At 45.0% G+C, this 20,747-nt stretch carries 18 protein-coding genes and 1 pseudogene; 14 read left to right on the plus strand and 5 right to left on the minus strand.

Going from position 1 to position 20,747, the window contains the following annotated elements; translation table 11 throughout:
- The first annotated feature begins 320 nt into the window (after nucleotides 1-320).
- The 7 genes and pseudogenes from ltrA (at nucleotide 321) to AYJ58_RS05960 (ending at nucleotide 7,369) form a co-directional block, all read left to right on the plus strand.
- Nucleotides 321-1,970 (plus strand): group II intron reverse transcriptase/maturase, encoded by a 1,650-nt coding sequence (gene ltrA, locus AYJ58_RS05930; protein ID WP_106649378.1) that lies wholly within the window; start codon nucleotides 321-323, stop codon nucleotides 1,968-1,970.
- 86 nt (nucleotides 1,971-2,056) lie between these two features.
- Complete coding sequence (locus tag AYJ58_RS05935) at nucleotides 2,057-2,317, plus strand: hypothetical protein (protein WP_106649379.1); 261 nt, start codon at nucleotides 2,057-2,059, stop codon at nucleotides 2,315-2,317.
- Between the two features lie 527 nt (nucleotides 2,318-2,844).
- The gene (gene hipB, locus AYJ58_RS05940) at nucleotides 2,845-3,081 is read left to right on the plus strand and encodes a type II toxin-antitoxin system antitoxin HipB (protein WP_106651754.1); all 237 of its coding nucleotides are present in this window, start codon (nucleotides 2,845-2,847) and stop codon (nucleotides 3,079-3,081) included.
- A 3-nt stretch (nucleotides 3,082-3,084) separates the two neighbouring features.
- A pseudogene (locus AYJ58_RS05945) lies at nucleotides 3,085-3,228 on the plus strand (type II toxin-antitoxin system HipA family toxin); the annotation flags it as partial.
- Between the two features lie 543 nt (nucleotides 3,229-3,771).
- The gene (locus tag AYJ58_RS05950) at nucleotides 3,772-4,101 is read left to right on the plus strand and encodes a hypothetical protein (protein WP_106649380.1); all 330 of its coding nucleotides are present in this window, start codon (nucleotides 3,772-3,774) and stop codon (nucleotides 4,099-4,101) included.
- Nucleotides 4,102-4,500: 399 nt separating this feature from the next.
- The gene (locus AYJ58_RS05955) at nucleotides 4,501-6,147 is read left to right on the plus strand and encodes an endonuclease NucS domain-containing protein (protein WP_106649381.1); all 1,647 of its coding nucleotides are present in this window, start codon (nucleotides 4,501-4,503) and stop codon (nucleotides 6,145-6,147) included.
- Between the two features lie 835 nt (nucleotides 6,148-6,982).
- Nucleotides 6,983-7,369, plus strand: a complete 387-nt coding sequence (locus tag AYJ58_RS05960; RefSeq protein ID WP_106649382.1) for a carboxymuconolactone decarboxylase family protein — start codon at nucleotides 6,983-6,985, stop codon at nucleotides 7,367-7,369.
- A gap of 175 nt (nucleotides 7,370-7,544) precedes the next feature.
- Here the strand turns inward: AYJ58_RS05960 and AYJ58_RS05965 are convergent, their stop codons facing one another.
- Nucleotides 7,545-7,796 (minus strand): DUF2999 family protein, encoded by a 252-nt coding sequence (locus tag AYJ58_RS05965; RefSeq protein ID WP_106649383.1) that lies wholly within the window; start codon nucleotides 7,794-7,796, stop codon nucleotides 7,545-7,547.
- A gap of 166 nt (nucleotides 7,797-7,962) precedes the next feature.
- On the opposite strand from AYJ58_RS05965, the gene AYJ58_RS05970 reads away from it, so the two are divergent.
- The 3 genes from AYJ58_RS05970 to AYJ58_RS05980 all read left to right on the plus strand — a co-directional run bounded on the left by AYJ58_RS05970 (nucleotide 7,963) and on the right by AYJ58_RS05980 (nucleotide 10,739).
- Complete coding sequence (locus AYJ58_RS05970; protein ID WP_106649384.1) at nucleotides 7,963-9,477, plus strand: ATP-binding cassette domain-containing protein; 1,515 nt, start codon at nucleotides 7,963-7,965, stop codon at nucleotides 9,475-9,477.
- A gap of 453 nt (nucleotides 9,478-9,930) precedes the next feature.
- Entirely contained in the window at nucleotides 9,931-10,227 is a 297-nt protein-coding gene (locus AYJ58_RS05975; protein ID WP_012088215.1) for a DUF134 domain-containing protein, read from the plus strand.
- Complete coding sequence (locus AYJ58_RS05980; protein WP_106649385.1) at nucleotides 10,224-10,739, plus strand: NifB/NifX family molybdenum-iron cluster-binding protein; 516 nt, start codon at nucleotides 10,224-10,226, stop codon at nucleotides 10,737-10,739. Before AYJ58_RS05975 ends, AYJ58_RS05980 begins: the two co-directional genes overlap by 4 nt.
- 19 nt (nucleotides 10,740-10,758) lie before the next feature.
- Here the strand turns inward: AYJ58_RS05980 and AYJ58_RS05985 are convergent, their stop codons facing one another.
- Together AYJ58_RS05985 and AYJ58_RS05990 are read right to left on the minus strand one after the other, a co-directional pair.
- Nucleotides 10,759-11,106: a thioredoxin family protein gene (locus tag AYJ58_RS05985; RefSeq protein ID WP_106649386.1), complete on the minus strand. Its 348-nt coding sequence runs from the start codon at nucleotides 11,104-11,106 to the stop codon at nucleotides 10,759-10,761.
- 51 nt (nucleotides 11,107-11,157) lie between these two features.
- The gene (locus tag AYJ58_RS05990) at nucleotides 11,158-11,811 is read right to left on the minus strand and encodes an excalibur calcium-binding domain-containing protein (protein WP_106649387.1); all 654 of its coding nucleotides are present in this window, start codon (nucleotides 11,809-11,811) and stop codon (nucleotides 11,158-11,160) included.
- 408 nt (nucleotides 11,812-12,219) lie between these two features.
- On the opposite strand from AYJ58_RS05990, the gene AYJ58_RS05995 reads away from it, so the two are divergent.
- Both AYJ58_RS05995 and AYJ58_RS06000 read left to right on the plus strand, forming a co-directional pair.
- Nucleotides 12,220-12,606: a PadR family transcriptional regulator gene (locus AYJ58_RS05995; RefSeq protein ID WP_106649388.1), complete on the plus strand. Its 387-nt coding sequence runs from the start codon at nucleotides 12,220-12,222 to the stop codon at nucleotides 12,604-12,606.
- Nucleotide 12,607: 1 nt separating this feature from the next.
- Nucleotides 12,608-13,573, plus strand: a complete 966-nt coding sequence (locus AYJ58_RS06000; protein ID WP_106649389.1) for a hypothetical protein — start codon at nucleotides 12,608-12,610, stop codon at nucleotides 13,571-13,573.
- Here the strand turns inward: AYJ58_RS06000 and AYJ58_RS06005 are convergent.
- Both AYJ58_RS06005 and AYJ58_RS06010 read right to left on the minus strand, forming a co-directional pair.
- Nucleotides 13,570-15,564, minus strand: coding sequence for a diguanylate cyclase domain-containing protein (locus tag AYJ58_RS06005; RefSeq protein ID WP_106649390.1), 1,995 nt, complete (start codon nucleotides 15,562-15,564; stop codon nucleotides 13,570-13,572). The two genes, AYJ58_RS06000 and AYJ58_RS06005, sit on opposite strands and share 4 nt — an antisense overlap.
- A gap of 312 nt (nucleotides 15,565-15,876) precedes the next feature.
- A complete protein-coding gene (locus AYJ58_RS06010; RefSeq protein WP_106649391.1) occupies nucleotides 15,877-16,692 on the minus strand; it encodes a hypothetical protein in 816 nt (271 codons plus the stop codon).
- 326 nt (nucleotides 16,693-17,018) lie between these two features.
- On the opposite strand from AYJ58_RS06010, the gene AYJ58_RS06015 reads away from it, so the two are divergent.
- Both AYJ58_RS06015 and AYJ58_RS06020 read left to right on the plus strand, forming a co-directional pair.
- Nucleotides 17,019-19,076 (plus strand): TonB-dependent receptor, encoded by a 2,058-nt coding sequence (locus tag AYJ58_RS06015; protein ID WP_443019232.1) that lies wholly within the window; start codon nucleotides 17,019-17,021, stop codon nucleotides 19,074-19,076.
- Nucleotides 19,077-19,251: 175 nt separating this feature from the next.
- Nucleotides 19,252-20,745, plus strand: a complete 1,494-nt coding sequence (locus AYJ58_RS06020) for an alkaline phosphatase (RefSeq protein WP_106651755.1) — start codon at nucleotides 19,252-19,254, stop codon at nucleotides 20,743-20,745.
- Nucleotides 20,746-20,747: the final 2 nt, after the last annotated feature.

Genomic DNA, 20,747 nt, shown 5'->3' on the forward strand with positions numbered 1-20,747 from the left:
TCATGTAACTTCAATGGAACTCGGTAAGCCCGATTATTTGCCACTTCATTTATTTTGAATGGGCAGGCAGACCGTAAGGCGAGCTGTTGAATAAGCGGGTATAGGAGGTTAGAAAAAGCGAATGCCAAATTGTAATGATTTGGATAGAGGCGAAATGCCTTAACTGGAAACAGTGCCCACTTCTAACTGGTCTTTAATCGTGTGAAAGACGTGTAAAGCTGTCTTATAAACTGATCCTAATGGGAATGAAACAATTCTTCCCATTAGGGGAGGATTGTCTTTTTTTCTGTTAGATCAATTGATAACAGGAGAAAAGCAAGATGAGTGCAGCATTAGTTGTACCTGCGTTCTCCCATCCAGCGAACAGCTGGCATTCCATTGACTGGTATGCCGCTGAACGTCAGGTGCGAGAGCTACAAGTACGGATCGCGAAGGCGACTAAGCAACAACAATGGCGCAAGGTTAAGGCTTTGCAACGTATGTTGGTGCGCTCGTTTGCTGGCAAAGTAATGGCAGTCAAACGAGTAACTGAGAACCGAGGCAAAAGGACGCCCGGTGTCGATGGGGAGTTATGGAGTACACCTGAAACTAAGTGGCAGGCGGTATTTCAATTGAAACGGCAAGGCTACAAGCCAAAACCGTTAAGGCGGATTTATATCCCGAAGGCTAACGGTAAACGTCGGCCTTTAGGTATTCCAACCATGCTCGATAGGGCTATGCAGGCGCTATATCTGCTAGCTTTGGAGCCTGTGTCGGAAACAACCGCCGATCGAAATAGCTACGGATTTCGTCCTATGCGTTCAACCCACGATGCGATTGAGCAATGTTTTGTCAATCTGAGTCGTAAAAGCTCCTCGGAGTGGGTGCTGGAAGGCGATATCAAAGGGTGCTTCGATAACATCAGCCACGATTGGTTACTTGCCAATATACCTTTGGACAAACAAGTGCTCAGTCGATGGTTGAAAGCAGGTTTTATGGAGTCCGGTAGGTTAAACCCAACGGATGCGGGAACGCCCCAAGGAGGAATTATTTCTCCTGTATTGGCCAATATGGCGCTTGATGGTTTGGAAGCGGTGCTTGAATCCCACTTTGGGAAGAAGAACACCAAAGCCAGTTACAAGACCAAGGTCAATTATGTGCGCTATGCGGATGACTTCATTATCACTGGTATCTCGAAAGAGCTGTTAGTCAATGAAGTCAAACCTGTGGTAGAAGCCTTTATGGCAGAACGCGGGTTAACGCTATCGCCAGAAAAAACGGTGTTAACGCATATTGACGAAGGGTTTGATTTTCTGGGGCAAAACGTACGTAAATACAATGGCAAATTGCTGATAAAGCCGAGCCGTAAGAACTTGCGTAACTTGCTTCAGAAGGTTCGCGATATTGTTAAAAGTAATAAAACGGTAAAGGCGGCAACGCTGATAAGCCTGCTTAATCCTGTTCTTCGAGGATGGGCTAACTACCATAGCCACATTGTGGCGAAGGAGACTTTTAACTACGTGGATTATCGGGTTTGGAAACTACTCTGGCAGTGGTGCCGTAGGCGACATCAAAATCGTCAGAAACGCTGGATTAAAGCTAAATACTTTAAAACAGCAGGTCCACGAAATTGGGTGTTTTCAGGCATGACAGTCGATGGCTTTACTAAACGGCTGGTATACACCAATGATACTGTGATAAAGCGACATACTAAGATCAAAGGAGAAGCAAATCCTTATGACTTGGCATTTGAGGAATACTTCGAGCAGCGCCTAGAGCGAGCTTGGCGTGACTCAATGCAAGGTCAAAGGAGGCTGCTGATACTTTGGCTCAGACAACAGAAATGTTGTCCCATTTGCCGTCACAAGATCACCAAAGAAACAGGATGGAATATTCATCATATTGTGGAAAGGGTGAAAGGGGGCAGTGATGAAATGGATAACTTAGTGTTGTTGCACCCTAATTGTCATCGACAGATTCATTCTGGTTGAAAACTGATCACTTTCATGGTTAGATGCTGTATAAGTAAACAGTGTGTACTTAAATACAGTGTATAACGTGATAACAGGAGCTCCAAATGAGTATGATCGATGCAAAGACTGCTAGAGGTATTAGTGATAGTGCCTCTTATGGAGTAGAAGAAATTTTGAGGAACGTAGATGCTGCGGTTAAGAGTATAGCTAAGAGTGGTATAGCCCACGCTGAGTGTACATTCTCTAAGGAAAATGTCAGCAAGGACGAAATCACAAAGGCTATTGCGGAGATTGAAGCATTGTCGTACTCAGTTCATTTAAAAGATGAACAAAATGGCTTTTACAAACTAGCTCTCAGTTGGTAGTTGTTGGTCGTGCACTTTAAGTGCCGACTTATAAAGGCTTGAGCCGTATGCGGGGAAACTCGCACGTACGGTTCTTAGGGGAGGGACAAGCAGTAATGTTTGTTCCTTACCCGACATCTTTGCTGGTTTAAAACGTTGATTACGGCGTTGCTGCTCGCTCACATACACACAACGTATGCTACGCTCACAGCGCCTTGTACTGAACGTTTTATCCTGCGCAAAAACATCTGCGGTCTTTAGCTCAATCGCTTAAACCTAAATTCTTGTAAGAGAAAAATGAAAACCCCGACTCGGGTAACTGAGTCGGGGTTTTGTTTTCTTGGTCTAACGACGTGAATAAGTTTCTGGTGTACTTACCTACACTTTTTGGGATATAAGCGCTGAAATGACCATGAAGGTGTAACATTGTACACTTTTTGGTGGCTTGTCATTTTCAACAATCCAAAAGTGTAGTTCTGTACACTTTTATATTGAATGGGGCTGGTTTTAGGGCTAAGGTGCATGAAGTTACACTTTTGGAGATGATGATGGCATCACAGCTAAATCAACAATCCCTCGGCTTGTTAATTAAAGAGCGAAGGAAAAGTGCTGCTCTTACTCAAGACGTGGCGGCCATGCTGTGCGGCGTAACCAAAAAAACGCTGATCCGAGTTGAAAAAGGTGAGGATGTTTATATCTCAACCGTATTCAAAATTCTTGATGGTCTGGGGATTGATATCGTTGCGGCTCAAACCAGCGACACCGAAACTAACGGCTGGTATTAACCTATGAGTACTTCCAAAAAGCTCACGTTAGAGATGCACCTCGGTGATTTAATGATCGGGGAGTTATCCTTTGATTCGACGACCGACACCTTTGCGGTGGATTACACCAAAGACTGGCAACAAAGTGGATTTCCACTTTCACCGACCACTGTGATCGCTAGCATAACTTGCTAGTCATTGCGGCCTAACGGCCGAGGTGAATCAAAGTCGTGGGGCTTCACCCCACACCCGACCAAGAGGGGATCAACAGCAATTCCCTCTTGGATCTTTGTTAACAAGAGTCCTTGCCGAACAACGTCCATGTCTAACTGCCAGTTCGCCATCCGTGGCTCTCGTTCGTAACGCTGCTATGCAGCACTCACCCTAGCGAAGTTACATGCATTAGATACTGGCCTTGGGCTTATGGATAAATTGCTATCGCTTCCGAAGGCAACGTCCCTGTACCTACGAAAGCTAGCCGGACATCCATATCCAGACTCACGCAATTTATTCCAACGCCTTCAGCAACTTCGCAGGGGAGGGTGAACTTATGTAGCCTCGGTGTGCTGTTAATGCCAAAAGAGTTATGGATGTCCCATCTTTGGTTGTTCACCCTAATTGTCACAGGCAATTGCACTCGAAGTTGTGTTGAAAAAAATACTTTTTATTTTGGTATAATAGATGCGATTTTAACCAAGTGTGAGCGTATCTATGAACAGTGAACATTTTAAACTTTTGAACCGAGTGAAAGAACAAGATGAGACTTATGGTTTCTACAGTGACTTGGACAGCAAAGGGGCAGTAATCATGTCACAACTTATTTCTGAAGGATTTATAAAGGGTCAGGAACAAAGTTATGACAGGGGGGTTGTCTTTAGCAAAGTGCAAATTACGATGAGGGGCATTTCAGCTTGTGAAAACTTCGGTAAAAAAGGGTCAGAATGGACACTGCCCAACAGGTTGACGGCACTAAATATTTCGGTCGGCATTCTGGGAATACTCGTTACAACTATAATTGCACTGTATATCGCAAAAGAGTAGTCGCTGGTCTGTACTTAGGTATAGATTTATAAAGGCTTGAGCCGTATGCGGGGAAACTCGCACGTACGGTTCTTAAGGGAGGGACAAGCAGTAATGTTTGTTCCTTACCCGACATCTTACTGGTCTAAATCGGTGATAACTGCGTTGCTTCACCACTCGTTTAAGAAAGCTAAACGTCGTGGTAAAGCGCCTTGTTCTAACTCGATTTATCCTACGTAAGATACATTGTCGTTCTAAAGCCTAGAAGCTTAGTGCAGAATTTCTTGTAAAAGAATAAAGAAAGCCCCGATACTTAACTGTTTCGGGGCTTTTTGTTGCTTATATGGGTATTATAAGACTAAATTTACTCTACCCGTTTGTACGCATAATTAGGAACGTTATAAGAAAGGATGCTGAAAAATGAGTGAGTCAAAAATTAGAGATAAGTTGATATCTAAGCTTTCAATCTTTGATATGGGATTAGAATTAGTTGGAAAGGAATATTTTGTTCCTAATAGTGAGGGGACACGAGGTTTTATTGATATATTAGCAAAAGATAATTACGGAAGATATGTAATTATCGAGTTGAAAAGATCAAATAGTTCATCGAGGCAAGCTATACATGAAGTTTTAAAGTATATTGAGGGTTTAAAAGAGAATAAAAGCTTAAAGGATGATGAGATTGTTTCTTTAATCGTATCTACTGAATGGAATGAATTGATTATTCCATTTTCATCATATGTGAGCAAATGTAACTCTGAGGTGGTTGGATTCAAATTACACATTGATGAATCACATAATCCTATTTCAGTAGTTAAAATAAAACCGATTGAAATACAAAATGAACGCGTTTTTAGTCATAACCATACTTGCTATTTTTATTTTGATGAAAATAGTATGAATGCAGGTTTGAAATCAATTTCTGATAGCTATTTGGCGAAAGGGATTGAGGATTATGTATTAGTCATTCTAAAGTATGATGCTGTCAGTGTTGATCAAGATAAAAGTATAGTAGGTTTTAGGGAGTATTTTAATTTATCTAATGAGATGGTAAGTTTGAACTTCTTAGTTTACACATCTAATCAATTGTTAAGTGATGTTAGGTATTTAAAAATAATTAAATCTAATGAAAACATTTTAGAGGAATTTGATGAGGATTATATTAGTAGTCTTAAAGGTCTAGATAAAACAGAGGAACTAAATGGAATAGTGTTAGATCAACGTCCTTTTGCTAAGAAAGATTATGTTGAGCTAGGATATCCCGCTAAATTTTCTCACGACATCCTAGAGTGTGGCTGGGAAGTTTTATATATAAAAAGGTATGGTAGATTTTTAAGTAATGATATTTTAACTGATGAAAGTATAATAAATGAATTGAAGGGTTTAACAGGCCATGATTATTGCATTTATCAAAAAAAATTTAGATCTTTGGAACACTTTAAAAATTCTTCAATGGAAATGGAGAGTTGTTTAACGCATCATTATGTATGGCGAAAAGGAGTGGCTAGTGCAGTGCAGGATGCATGTAACAGGTTAGATGAAAAAATTTTAAACTCTATAAACTCATACATATTCAATCCAAGTAATACTTTATATACTATTAATTTGATGATTAAGTCTGCTATGCAATCAGAGAATGTAGAACAGTGGATTCCTAGATATTTCATAGATATAGAAACGGATGATTACTTTTATAAGTATTATGGTTGTTTAATAGAGTTAGATTTAGGCGCTGGCGAGATCGATCTTAATAAAGTGATTAAGGATTGTTATGAAGGAAATGAGTCCAAAATAATAAAGTCTCAGGCACATGGTGGTTTTGATAAGAATGATTGTGAATTCGTCATGACCTATGGCTTGGAATACGCTAACTATTTGGTGGTTTTAAATAAAAAAGAAAATGTTGAAAATGGATTTTATTATAATGGATTTCGCTACTGTCGCGCAGAAAACCCTCATCCTTATGCTGCTATTATAAACTTCATTAAAACTAGGACGGAATTTTGTAAGTCTATCTATGAATTATATGATAGACACGATTTTGGCGGTGGTTTTTTTCATACATGAAAATTTAACGAGCCGTCCATTGTGAAATTTGCAGAGTGTATGCTTGTAAAAGGCATACAGATAACTGGATAGTTGGTTGGATTAAGCATTGGCATGTAAGTGACCGTTGACGGCATGGCCGCTCTTTCATATCTGACCCATAGGGATATGGGAAATGTCACTATGATGTCTGGAACATCATTGACCATGTGATCGCGGCATTTGCACTTCAGTAGGCATGGATGCCGTCGTCGAGCCCTCATGGATACTTCTTGTGAAATAAAAGGGGTGGCGTGTCACTGGAATGACAGTGCTTAATAATCAGCTTCCGCTGTTAAGCAGCAAACGAGTAGCAAACGAATTTAACGAGCCATCCATTGTTAAATTTATAGAGTGTATGCTTGTAAAAAAGGCATACAGATAACTGGATAGTTGGCTCGATTAAGCATTGGCATGTAAGTGACCGTTGACGGCATGGCCGCTCTTTCACATCCAAGAATTTAATGGGCCACCCATTGTTAAATTTTAAAAAAGGGATGGTGGGCTTAATTCTGTTTGCTTTACATGACTCGCAAGCAACACCAAATATAAAAGAGATACACCTTTCCCTGCGAAGTTGTCGAAATACGCAGATAGCTCTTAGTTGTTTGAGTGTGGCCGTGGCGACATCATGGATGATGGCGCAGGCTCGGGGGGAAGGGATGTCCCATCTGAGCCGTTAGGCCGCAAATAAGCATCGAAATCTAATAATCCTATGTTATGTTTTTGCTGGGCAGTGTCTTTGGCGGCGGTTCAATAAGTCTAGTCACAGAGTTTAATCACATAGCTTAATCACATAAGAAAAAAGGGTGCATCGATGAACGATGAGCAATACGAGAAGGGGCTTGAGGTGCGTCGTGCTGTGATGGGCGATAGCTATGTGGATAAGGCGCTCAATAGTGCGACGGATTTTACCCAGCCGCTGCAAGATTTAGTTACGGCCAATTGCTGGGGTGAGGTTTGGGTGCGTGATGCTATCTCAAGGCAAACGCGCAGTTTGATTACCATAGCGACGCTGGCGGCATTAAAGGCGCCGACTGAGTTAAAGGGCCATGTGCGGGGCGCGCTAAACAATGGCTGCTCGGTTGAAGAGATCCAAGAAGTCTTACTGCATTGCACCGTTTACTGCGGTATGCCTGCGGGGATTGAAGCTTTTCGAGCGGCGAAAGAGGCGATTGAGGAGTGGCAGGCGCAAAACCGTTAGTTCACTTGGTACTGATCATTTTGAGCATCGATGGCTTTGGGGTTTAGCTGCTGTGAGGTTTAGTTGCTGTGAGATTTAGTTAAATTGAGGTTTAGTGGTTTTAACATTCGCTAGGGGAGCTGATTTACGCGCATTCCCCTAGCGCATGATGGCTACAAACTTGAATCGTCTGTGCTTATTTTTGCAGTTGGGCTTTTGCGGCTTCTACTTTTGAAAAATCCAAACCGAGTTCGAGCACGGCTTCTTTAATTAAAGCCGGATTCTGCATCACTAATCCCAGCAGTTGTTGTAATTTTTCGGCTGGGATACCTAATTGACCGAGCGTGCCCATCGCCATTAATGGATTGTCGGTTAATGTTTGAAACAGTTCTTGGATTTTAGCGTCACTGACGTTGTGTTCTTTTAAGATGGCAATAATGGGATTCATTGCATTACCTTGTTGATATGAAAGTTAAACAGGTGCCGATTTTATCACAGTTCTGCCAGAGTGGTTGACTCACACACGCGTACCCGTTGGATTTTGCCACGCTTTACCTATGCCATTAAGCGCATTAGATTTTATCATCCCTTAAAAATAGAAAGGAACTGTGTTTATGCTTGATGTTGTCGCGAACCAAGACAAAAGTATTGTGGTTAAACAGTTACGATACGGGCGTGATAATGAGGTGCTAGTCGTCGATGAATGGCAACTGCACCCAGCAGATCACTGGGCGATTTTCGCGACCGACAGTTATTGCGGTTCCTTGCTCGGGCGAATATTAACCGGTGATATTCAGCCCGATGAAGGGACGATTGCTGGCCTGCCGCAACGTATCGGCTGGGTGTCACTTGGGTTGCAGCAAGCATTGCTGGCGCGCGAGTTAGAAAAAGACGAGCTGGATTACGGTTCGAGTGTCGAATCCTTAGTGCTGGAATGCTGCCAAGATGCCAAACAACTCCCTGCATTATTACAAAAGGTTGGGCTTGAGCCGCTGCGCCTGCGCGGTTTTCGGCAATTATCTACGGGCGAAACACGCAGAGTCATGCTGGCGCGTGCGCTGGCAATGTTACCGCAATTGCTGATTTTAGATGACCCTTATGCAGGGCTCGATGTTGAACACCAGGCGAGTTTATCTGAGCTGCTGAGTGAAGTGGCCGCGCATACTCAGTTGCTGATCATCACCTCGCGCCAAGAAGAATTGCCGCCGTGCATCAGCCATGTGGCGCTGTTTAATGGCGAGATGCTCAAATCGGGGCAGAGTGTGCACAAACTCAGCCCGCCGATGTCGATTGAGCAATGGCACAATCATCCTGTGATGGCGCAGTTGAATGCGTTATCGGCGCAGCGTAGCGATGAACTCTTGGCCTTGATGGAGCGGCAAAGGCACAACGCCGAGGCGTTTGATCCTCTGGTCGAGATTAAAAATGGCAAAGTGGAGTACGTCAGTGGGCTGATTTTCAGCGGCGTGAATTGGCGCATTGAAGCGGGGCAACATTGGCAAGTTCGTGGCCCAAATGGCTGCGGTAAAAGCACTTTGCTGGGGCTGATTTTAGGCGACCATCCCCAATGTTATAGCAACGACATCACGCTCTTTGGCCGACCTCGCGGAAGTGGCGAGAGTATTTGGCAAATTAAACAACGGATTGGCATAGTATCGTCGGCGCTACACTTGCAATATCGCGTCAGTTGCTCGGCATTAGATGTGCTGCTTTCGGGCTTTTTTGACTCTATTGGCCTGTACCATAAACCCACTAAACCTCAGCTAGATTTGGCGAAGGAATGGTTGGCGATTTTGCACATGACAGGGTTGGCGAGCACCAGCTTTAAGAAGCTCGATTATGGTCAGCAGCGGTTATTACTAATAGGTCGCGCCTTGATTAAACAGCCACTGTTGCTGATTTTAGATGAGCCGTATCAGGGCTTAGATTTTATCAATCGCACCTTAGTGATGCGGGCGCTGGAGATGATAGCCGAGCATCATCTGAGCCAATTGCTGTACGTGTCGCACCATAGGGAAGATGCCTTACCTGCGATTAAAAACTTTGTCGATTTCATCAAGCAAGATGACGGCTATTCGGTACAGGTGAACTACTGTGAGTCTGAGGATTTAACCCGTTTAAATCTGTAAATGCCACCTATCGCAGCAGCTTAACGGCTGCTTCTTTGTTTGCAGAGTTTGTCATTATCCCTCGGCACTCCAACGCAGGTTAAGACTGACCTTACAGGGCGCTAGCCATTGAGAATGTTAGTCACGCCAGACAGCCATTCTGTTAATTAGTCATGCTTGATATAGGTAACTGTGAGCCGTCCTACAGTTTTTAATGTCGTTGGCGCGAATAATGGTTTCTGGCCTAGGCCAGAAACTCGTGACTGTTTTATGGTTCATCCATCGGACTTATTCATCAAGTCAGTTATCACGCTTGAGAATCCAAAGCTATGGGCTCCCTTAGCGAGATGAGCCTTAGATGAGCTTTAGTTGAGCTTTAGTTGAGCCCGAGTGTTACTCGTAGTACCGAAGATGTGCACTAAGACCTAAAACCCGATTTCAAGACATATAAGACGACTTAAAGATAAAACATTTATGCCAAGACCCAAAAAATGCCGTCAATTATCGAGCTGTGTGCCCTGTAGCCTATTTAAGCCTAATGGGATCCCTGCGGTTAAATTAACTCATATTCAATTAGAGGCCGATGAGTTTGAGGCCCTCGAACTGGGTGATGTTAAAAGATTAAGCCAGATCGAAGCCGCGGCCTTGATGGGGATCTCTCGGCAAACCTTTGGTTACCTTCTCGCCAATGCCCGTAAAAAGGTGGCGACGGCCATTACTCAAGGTCAAGCCTTGAGACTGCCAACCCAAACAGACAAGGATTTATCATGATTATTGCCATGCCGATGAGCCGCGAACGCCTCGCCAGTCACTTTACGAAAGCCCTACAGATTGGTTTTTATAACGAACAGCTTCAGCTGATCAAACTAGTCGATAACCCAGCAATTGAAGGTGACTGTAGTGCTAAAAAAGCCTTATTAGAGCTGATTATTCAACAAGGTACCGACATTGTACTTGTGCAGAATATCGGTGAGCGCATGTTAGGAAAGTTGCTCGATGCGGGGATTAGCGTGAGTAAAGGCAGTGCCAGTCAAACAGTGGCGACTTTGCTGGCACAAACAGCGGATTTGAATCTTAGGTTGACGGATGCATCCCAAGGCCGCGCTTCACTCAAACATGCAGCCAAGGGCGGATGTTGTCATTCAACAGGTGACGGCTGTGGTTGCAGCGGTAAAGCTAAAGCAGCACCTGGCTCAACACGTCTTATAAGCACGCCAGCAGTACAGGTTAAGCTAGATAAGTCAGTGCATTATGCTGGGTTTAGACCCTTGGTAAACAAATAATCTCAGTGTTTAATTTGAATTATTCCGTCACGATTAAACCATAGGGGCGGGCAAGCGCCCCTCGAATATCCGCTAACGAAAACACCTTGGAAAAACGTCCAAAGGTTTTGCCATAAAACACACATTCCACTACAGGCAAGGCAAATACATTGCGGCTCGCCGCTATCTCACCTTGGGCTTGGCAATCAATATAGGCCATCCGCATCTGCGGGAACGCTTGCGCTAACATCTCAGCAATTCTCGGTTTGAGCGTTTGGCACACACCGCAGTCCGGCGCGCCAAATAACAACAGCACCGCCGCATGCTCAGTTAACATGGACTCCAGTATCTCAGGTGAATCAATGTGCGTAATGATATCGGTGTGCATGCGTTGCCATTTGGAAGTTGTGATGGGTATGAATTCATGGGTGTCGCATCGCTAACTGCACCACTGACGCTCGCAGGGAATGCCATCACCGTCACCATCCATTTGAGTATTGGGGCAATTTTGGATGTAGAAAGTCGCCTCATCACAGGAACTCATGTGGCTGCAATGGGTTTTACCCGCTTCACATTGGAATTTTGGTGTTGCCGTTGCTTGTGTTCGCGATTTAGTTTCATACATGGGCATTGGCTGAGTGTCTTCATTCGTGAGGACTGGTACTTCATCGATTGCAGTAGCTTCATTGAATTCTTGGTATTGTTTAAAGCCAAAGATAACGATGGCCACGATTATTAGCAGCGGGATTATCGTATTAAAAGACGATTTTCGTGGGCTATGGGAATGCGCTTTGCTTTTGTTGTTGAAGTTGAAGGTTTCATTGCGTGATTGGACATGAGAGTGGGAGCGCGGTGTTGCACTCGCTGCAATAACAGCGACGCCTTCAATTGAGGCGATAACCGCTTTTCTCTTGCCGTCATTTTGCACTTCCGTTTGATACAGAATGCTGTCGCCCACTATGGGTTTTCTCGCCATATTTTTCAGTACTGAAATGTGAATAAACACATCTTGGGCGACGTTGTTTTCTGGCTGAATAAAGCCAAATCCCTTTTCATCGTTCCAACGTACCAGCACGCCTCTATCCATGAGCATTTTCTATGTCCTTAATTTAACGGCTTAATATTTTAGTTATTGAATATCAACACTTACTTGAGTCGATCAGATTTATCCCTTTGAGGAGTAAACCGTTCTTAGGTTGACTGGTCGATTATCCAGTGTTGGCTGCTAAGTTACTCAAGCATAGGAAGTTTTGCAATTTTTTATCCTGAATTTGCTTATGTGTGAGCCATTCACTTTGAGCGTATGGAGTAGGGGATATGTGAGCACTTAGCAGAAACGGTTGGTATTTTTCTAAATTCAATACAAACAATTGCTTGTGTTTATTTTGAACATAAAGAGCAAAAAGTGTGCAATAAAAACTTGCAATCTTACTGTGTGCTACATAGTATTTGCTGTGTGGCGCACAGTGTGTGACACAGTGTTCAGGATAGGAATTCGACTATGACAAGTTCACAGCTAGTCAAAATGCGACTCGAGTTGCGCCGTGGGGTATTAGTGTTGGCGGTACTGGGATTATTAAAACAAGCCCACTACGGTTATTCGCTCCGCAAACAGTTGCAGGAAGGCGGTATTGATATTGACGAAGGGACTCTGTATCCCTTAGTGCGCCGCCTAGCCGATCAAGGATTGTTGGATAGTGAGTGGCGACAGGCCGAAGGGCGTGAGCGTCGTTATTACCAATTGTCGTCATTGGGCGCTGAGTTGCTCAGTCAACTTACCGATGAATGGCAGCAACTTAATGGCGCCTTGGCTTTTTTACTGGAGCAAAGCGCTGACACTAATGGCTCTGATATTAATCGCTCAGACGAGAGTGCAGAGGAGATTTGATATGGAATTAGTCGATCGCTATATCGCCGCGGTGCAGCGAGAATTGCCCGAGAACAAACGTCAGGAAATTGGCCGTGAATTAAAAGCCAATATCTGCGACCAACTGGATGTCTTATCTGAACAAGGCGAATTGACTGAATCGCAAATTGCCGATGTATTAAAGCAAATGGGGCATCCCTGTAAGGTCGCGCAGCAATTTGTACCGGCAGTGCCTATTATTGCCTCTGAGGATATTCCGCTGTTTAAAAATACACTTTTCATGGTGTTGGGTGTCTTGTTTGTGTTGCAGGTGGTGGGCGGTACGACGCAATGGTTGGGCTCAACAGAGGGAAATCTATTCAGATTTATCCAGCATATCGTTAGTGGTTTTATCGGCGATGCCTGTCTAGCTTTTACTGCAATTGGCTTGTCTTTTTGGAGCTTTTCGGCTCAAGGAAAACCGCTGTCCGGCAGTAATTGCCAGAAATGGCAGCCGCAGAACCTACCAAAAGTCGGCCCAGGTTGGCAGCATATTAGTTTAAGTGATGTGTTTGCCGATCTGGCGACGTATCTCTTTCTCTTGCTGGTGATATGGTGTTCTATGTGGATGAGTAGCGAGCAATTAGCCGCACGCACTGTGATTTTTAGCGCCAATGCTCAGCAATTACTGCAATGGTTTAGCCCTATTATTTTGCTGTCTATGGGCAATAGTCTGTGGCAGTTACGCCGCCGAGTGTGGACCAGTGAATTGTTATTGGCAAATATGGGGATCAATCTTGCTTATGCCTCGTTCTTAGTCTTTCTGGCATTTAGTTCGCCACTATTACAAACCCAAGTACAGAACCAAGGAACCGAATTACAGGGGATATTTACGTTACTGCAGCTAGATAAATGGTTCAGTTATAGTCTAGTGATTGCCGCTATGTTCCCCAGCTATGAGGTGATTCGTGATGGATTACGTTGGCGTAAACTCGCTAGTCAGACTTAGACTGAGTTTTGTCGTTGAATCTTATTGATTTTTTTCATCGAATACATGGCCTGATCTGCATGATTGATCAGGCTTTTTGCATCTGTGCCGTTTTCTGGATAAAGCGCCAAACCTACGCTGACGCCAATATGGATTTGATGACCATTGATAGTGTAGGGCGCGCAAATAGCTTGGGTTATCTTAGGGACCAGTTGGGCGATATTGTGGGTATTGGCAAGGCGTTCCAGCAAGATCACAAACTCATCGCCGCCTAGGCGAGTGGTGGTATCCATTTGCCGAGTACTTGAGCGTAGCCGCATCGCAACTTCTTGCAGTAATTTGTCGCCCACATCATGACCAAACGAATCATTCACTGGCTTAAAATTATCTAAGTCTAAAAATAACACCGCAAAAATGCTTTGAGTGCGTTGCGCATGCACTATGGCTTGTTCAAGTTTAGTGTGAAATAACACGCGATTAGGCAGATTCGTCAAGGCGTCGTGGTGGGCGATATGAAGCAGATATTCTTCCTCTGCCTTACGTTCGGAAATGTCGGTAATCACAATGACAAAATGAGTCAGGCGGTCATGCTCATTTCGCACTGTATTGATGCGTACACTCAGCGACAGTAAGTCGCCTGATTTAACCATTTTTAATAATTCTCCCTGCCATTGCTCGCCTTGCTGCAACAGATTTCGCATGGCTTGGCGGGCGTCATCGTTATTGTGTCCATCATTGAGGAAGTCGTTGGCATCGCCGTGTAAATCCTGTTTGGTAAAACCTGTAACATGGGTAAAGGCTTGATTAATAGAGATAATGCTTAGCAGGGGATCGGTGATCATTATGCCGTCCGTGCTGGCATTAAAAACGGTTGCCGCGAGTCTGAGTTTATCTTCGGCCTGCTTACTGGCGGTGAGGTCCATAAAGTAGGCTACGCCTTCATGTTTGCTGCCATTCAAAAAGCTCGCCGCTAGCATTACTGGCACTAAGACGCCATTCTTGCTGATAAGTTGTTTTTCATATTGCTGGCAGCGGCCAAACTGTTCTAACTCTGTAATCGCAATGGCATCACGTGTTTCATATTCAGGCGGGGTAATTGAGCGCCAGTTGATTAAGCCTGAAGTTAAATCCGCACGGTCAAAATTGAGCATCTGGAGAAAATGATCATTGGCATCATGTATGGTGCCATCGAGTTGCCATGAAATGATCCCGATAGTGTCGGAGTTTTTCAGGCTAGTGAAGCGAGATTCGCTTATCTGTAACAACCGCTCGGATCTGGCGATGTTACGAATGATCTGCCGACTGGCGAAGATCCCAATACTGATAAACAGCAATAGGGCACCAAGGCTAATTAACCAAGTCATTTGCTTGACCCAGCGTGCGCCTTCACTGAGCACAGCTGAAAATTCAATTTCTAGGCTGAGCAATTCTTCATTGGCATCAATCAATTGCTGGCGATATTGTGCGAGAACTTCGGGCCTAGCACCAAGCTGATTGATCTCAATGCGCATATTTTCGGCGAGTTGCACCACAAACTCGAAGCGTTGATCGGCTAAGCCCCACAACTGAATGGCTTGCTGCATGTAATGATTGGATTGAAAGTGTCGGAAAAACCAGATCATTGAGTCGGTATCCCGTTCGTCATTGAGGCCCTGAATAAAACCCTGTTTGGCGGCTTGTTCATCAATGGGTGTGGCGAGTAAGGCTTGTCTAGCTCGATGATCGCCTTCCATGACGCTCGTCGCGGCACGATAACGCTGAAAGTCCACATCATTTTGGGTGTGTGAATAGTGGGTGAGATAAAGAACCGCATCTTTTTGCGCCTTAGCCCATAAGCCTTCACCACGGACATAGGTGCGTACACCATCAAATATATTGCCTTGAATATACACTAGGGCGACGAGCGCGATGCAGATCCCTACGAACATGCTGATGATTAATAAAACCTTAGCAACGGTTGAACGAGTTCGTTGCTGTAACCTAGCTAAGGTGCGTGCGAACTGAGTCCCCATCCTTATGCTCCACTGCCAGTACAGCAATACCACTTCAGAGTGGGCAGCTTAGGGAGAAGGGGTAAATCGATTTGTCTGCAATTTTTGAGGACTATTTTGCTATTCATCTGTTCCTTAGGTTGATTGTTCCACATGCTAAATCTAAATACCGTTTGGTTGTGGGTCAGCCTCTTTGTTGTGCAATACACTGTCAGTTCATTCATGTACTGTCAGTTAAGCCATATATGTCAGCGACATACTTTAGATAACACTAAAACGCTTTGAAATTAAGTCAATGAAATAATTGAAACAAGATTGGCGATGCCGATTAAGTTATTGTGGGGCATCGCCATTATTCACTGCATCATTAAGTGATTTTTTTGCCTGCTGTTTATAGGTTTCAAATATGCCTTCTTGCTTCATCTGTTTTAACTCCCGAGCAAGATTAACGGCGAGTGCCGCGTGACGTTTATTCAAGTAACCATAGCTGGTGAGTTCTTCTAGGGTGGCAATCGCGCTGATCTCGCTACCTTGAAACTCTGGCGTTTGTAATAGCTCCAATGAGCTTGCTTCCGTATCAATATAGATATCGATCCGGTCGCGGAGTATTTTACGAAAAGAGCTTACAGGGGATGAGGATTCAGTCAGGCGTTCCTTTGGAATGAGTCCTTTTAGCTTTTGTTCTGCGAGGAACACGCCTCGATAGTATTCGATCTTATATCGACTCTTTTGCAGTGCTTGCCAGTTAGTAATCTTGATGTTGGGATTATGTGCGAAGGCAATTAAACGGGTATCGACAACCGGTTCTTCGATGCGAATGAGGTTAGTAAATTTTTCACCATAATGAAATACGCGTCCCGGTTCACCATCCACTTTTCCTGAGTCAGCCATCATACTGGCGCGGACTGCGGGAACCACTTGATAGGCGAAGCCATAGCCTAAGCGTTCAAAGGCTTGGGTGTATATCAGCTCAGCCCATTTAAAGTAAAAGTTGTGTTTGGGGTCCTCATAAAACGCCATGGTAATAATAGGTTTAGCTGCAAGCGCCGTTGTAGTTTCTGCTGTGGATTTACAGATCGCAGGAACTGAGAAACAAAAGAATAGGACTATCACCCCCCAAAAAATGCGCATATTGCTCCGTCGCTGCATAGCCTGTCCCTAAACGTGTTGAGTTATCTAGAGTATAGCTAGCCTAATAAATGGGTTCATTTTTATTCAAGTTAAATCACTCGTTTCCATGAACTCGCATCAATAGGACATTGAAATGTGATCTGCTGGCGGACATTTTGTCCTTTTGCTTTTAAAAATGTGCGATACAGCACATAGAATTAATATTTGCCTGTATTTTGCTGTTTTTTTACTCATCAGAGTTTGAGCTCGATCGGCTTTTTCCGTGTGAATTAGGCGTTAAATCGGCGTCATCTATTACTTGTACTAGGAAATAAGGGATGAAGTCGGGACGTGAACTATCAGGAATGCGCTTATCAAAACTTTGGTTATCAATGGCATGGTTATTACCTCTCTGTAGTTTATCCAGCGTGGTTATGGCTGATGCGGCGACTGACAATATTGAACGCCTTGAGGTGCGCGGCAGGCAGATTAATACCTTAGGCCATAGCACCTCGGCATCTGAGGGGATAGTCGGCGCGGCTGAAATTGAGAGTCGACCACTATTGCGCACGGGGGAAATCCTCGAATTTGTGCCAGGTATGATAGTCACTCAACACAGCGGCTCGGGTAAGGCGAATCAGTATTTTCTACGCGGCTTTAACTTGGACCATGGCACTGACTTTAATACCCGCGTCGACGGTATGCCGGTGAATATGCGCACCCATGGGCATGGTCAAGGTTATACCGACCTTAACTTTTTGATCCCTGAACTTATCGGTGAGATCCGTTATGCCAAAGGGGCTTATTATCCCGAGGTGGCCGATTTTTCCGGTGCAGGTGCCGCCCAATTGCTGCTGGCTGAACAATTGCCCCATAACCAAGTGGGTGTGACTTTGGGGGAATATGGTTACCAGCGGCTGGTGGCAACGCAGGAGTTAAACACGGATATAGGGCGGTTTATTCTTGGTGGTGAAGTACAAGCCTATGATGGTCCGTGGACGGATATCGATGAGGATGTGAGTAAGGTTAGCTTAGTCGGGCGTTATTTAACTCGGCTCGGTGAGGGTGACTTGAGCGTGACTATGATGGCCTACGACAACAGTTGGAATTCGGCGGATCAAATTCCCGCCCGTGCGGTAGACTCAGGATTAATCGATTTTTACGGCTCGTTAGATACAGACGTCGGCGGTGATTCAAGCCGCTATAGCATTTCAGCCAATTACGATGCGGGCGATTGGCAGGGGAATGTGTATGCCATTCGCTCGACCATGAATTTATTCTCTAATTTTACCTACTTCTTAAATGATCCCGTTAATGGCGATGAGTTTGAACAAGTCGATGAACGCACACTTTGGGGCGGCGATCTGAAACGCGACTGGCACACTTACCTTGGCGGCACTCAACTGAATTACAGTGTGGGCGGCGATGTACGTTATGACGATATTGGTGCTGTGGGTTTGTATAACACTCAGGCGCGACAAAGGTTGAATACCGTCAGGCTTGATGAAGTGCAAGAGTTATCGAGCGGCATATTTGGCAAAGTGGAGTGGCTGCCCGCAGAGCAATGGCGCTTCAACCTTGGGCTGCGTTACGACTATTTCGATGTGCAGGTCGACAGTGATAATCCGCTGAACAGTGGTGATGCGTCCGATGGCATGTTCAGTCTTAAGGCGGGCGCTTCCTATTTATGGAGCGATAATCTTGAGTTGTATGTGAATGCGGGCCAAGGATTGCATTCGAACGATGCCCGCGGTGCGACCATTAACGTCGATCCAGTGAGTGGCGATGGAGTCGAGAAAGTCGATCTGCTCGTGCGCTCCAATGGCGGTGAGTTTGGGGTGAAATATTATGATAGGGACTTTATCAATTTCTCCGCCGCGCTTTGGTATCTGCAATTAGACTCAGAACTCGTGTTTGTCGGCGATGCCGGTAACACTGAGCCGAGTCGCGCGTCTGAACGTTATGGCGCTGAATTAACGGCTTATTATTGGTTGAATGATGCCGTCAGTATCGATATGGAGTTGGCCTGGACCAATGCCAGATTCACTGAAAACGAGCTTGAAGAGGGCAAGTATATCGATGGCGCGGTTCCCTTTGTCGCTAGTGCGGGCATCACCTATCGACCCGACGGCGATGGTTTGTATTCGAGTGTTCGCGTGCGACACCTTGGCGAGCGGGTGCTCGACAGTTTTAATGAGCACAAGGCCGATGCGACCACATTAGTTAACTTTGCGCTAGGGTATGAGTTCCGCCGCTTTGACACTAAGCTTGAGCTACTCAATGTGTTCGATAGTAAAGATCACGACATAGATTACTTTTATGCCTCATGCTTACCCGGTGAAGCAGCCGAAGGGGTTGAAGATCAGCATTATCATCCCGTTGAGCCGCGTATGGTAAGAGTGAGCGTGAGTTACCATTTCTAAGATTACCCCTTCTTTTGATCAGTTTGGCATATTGTTAGTTGAAACAAATCTCACACTTAGCTGCAATAAAACCGCCATCCAAATCACGCTTATTCGTCACATAAATGCCTGAAAATCGGGTCGCCTCTACAGGGAATACCCTCATACACTCAATAATAAATCGGTGATGAACGTGATGAATATTAAACGGATCGCTGCAGCTATCTCCTGCAGCTTAATGACGGTTGTGGCGCACGCTGCAGTCCTGCCCGCAACGCAAACAGACAGCCAGTGGTTTAAAGACAGTGCGGCAAACGTGGTGGCTAAAGCCCAAGTCGACACTAAAAAAACCGCTAAAAATGTGATTTTATTTGTCGGTGATGGTATGGGTGTGTCTACTTTAACTGCTGCAAGGATTTTTCAGGGACAGCAGCAGTCAGGTAATCAAGGCGGTGAAGAAGGCTTTTTAAGCTTTGAGCAATTTCCACATAGTGCATTGGTGAAAACCTACAACACTAATCAACAAACGCCAGATTCTGCGGGCACTATGACAGCCATGACGACTGGGGTTAAGACTAAAGCGGGTAGCATTGCTATTTCGGATGCCAGCTTACGTGGTAACTGCTTGTCTTCAAAAGGTAACGAGTTAATCACCTTGGTTGACCTTGCCAATGCTAAAGGCTTATCAACAGGGGTTGTCAGTACGGCGCGTTTAACCCACGCCACGCCTGCTGCGGCGTATGCTAAGTCACCTGAGCGCGATTGGGAAGGCGATTTCAACTTACCTGCCGAAGCGGTTGCGAATGGTTGTACTGACATCGCCAGCCAATTGGTGATGCGCGATGAAGCTAATGCGTTAACTGTGGCATTAGGTGGCGGTCGCAGCTACTTCTTACCGAAAGAAGTGACAGACGGTGAGAACAAAGCCGGTAAACGTAAAGACGGCAAAGACTTAACCAAAGCTTGGGTCGATAACTTCAGTAAATCTGCCTACGTGTGGGACAAAAAAGGCTTCGACGCCATTGATGCCGCCAACACAGATCACTTACTCGGCCTATTCAATCCATCGCACATGGAATACGAAGCAGACCGCGCCGATGACGTAGCTGGTGAGCCATCACTGACTGAAATGACCGCCAAATCCCTCGATATTTTGAAGAAGAACGATAAAGGCTACTTGCTGATCGTTGAATCTGGCCGTATCGACCATGGTCACCATGCGGGCAATGCGAGCCGTGCCCTGACCGATGCGGTTGAATTATCTAATGCAGTGAAAGCGGCAATGGATGCAACCAGCAGCGAGGATACCTTGATTATGGTCACGGCGGATCACAGTCATGTATTCACTATCGCAGGCTACCCAAAACGCGGTAACCCTATCTTAGGTTTAGTGCACGACATCGACGGTTCGTTAGCCATTGCGACTGACGGCAAGCCTTATACTACGCTCGCCTATACCAATGGCCCAGGTGCAATGACTATTCGTGACGACTTAACCTCAGTCGATACGCAAGATAAAGATTTTATGCAACAAGCGCTTATCCCTATGTCGAGTGAAACTCATGCCGGTGAAGATGTCAGTTTGCATGCCAGAGGTCCAGGTTCGAATCTGGTTCAGGGCGTGATTGAGCAAAACGTGATCTTCCACATCATCAACCAAGCGCAGCAACTTGGCGGCACTAAGTACTAATC

Origin of the sequence: Shewanella sp. Pdp11 (assembly GCF_002838165.1) — a bacterium.
Taxonomy (GTDB): Bacteria; Pseudomonadota; Gammaproteobacteria; order Enterobacterales; family Shewanellaceae; genus Shewanella; species Shewanella hafniensis.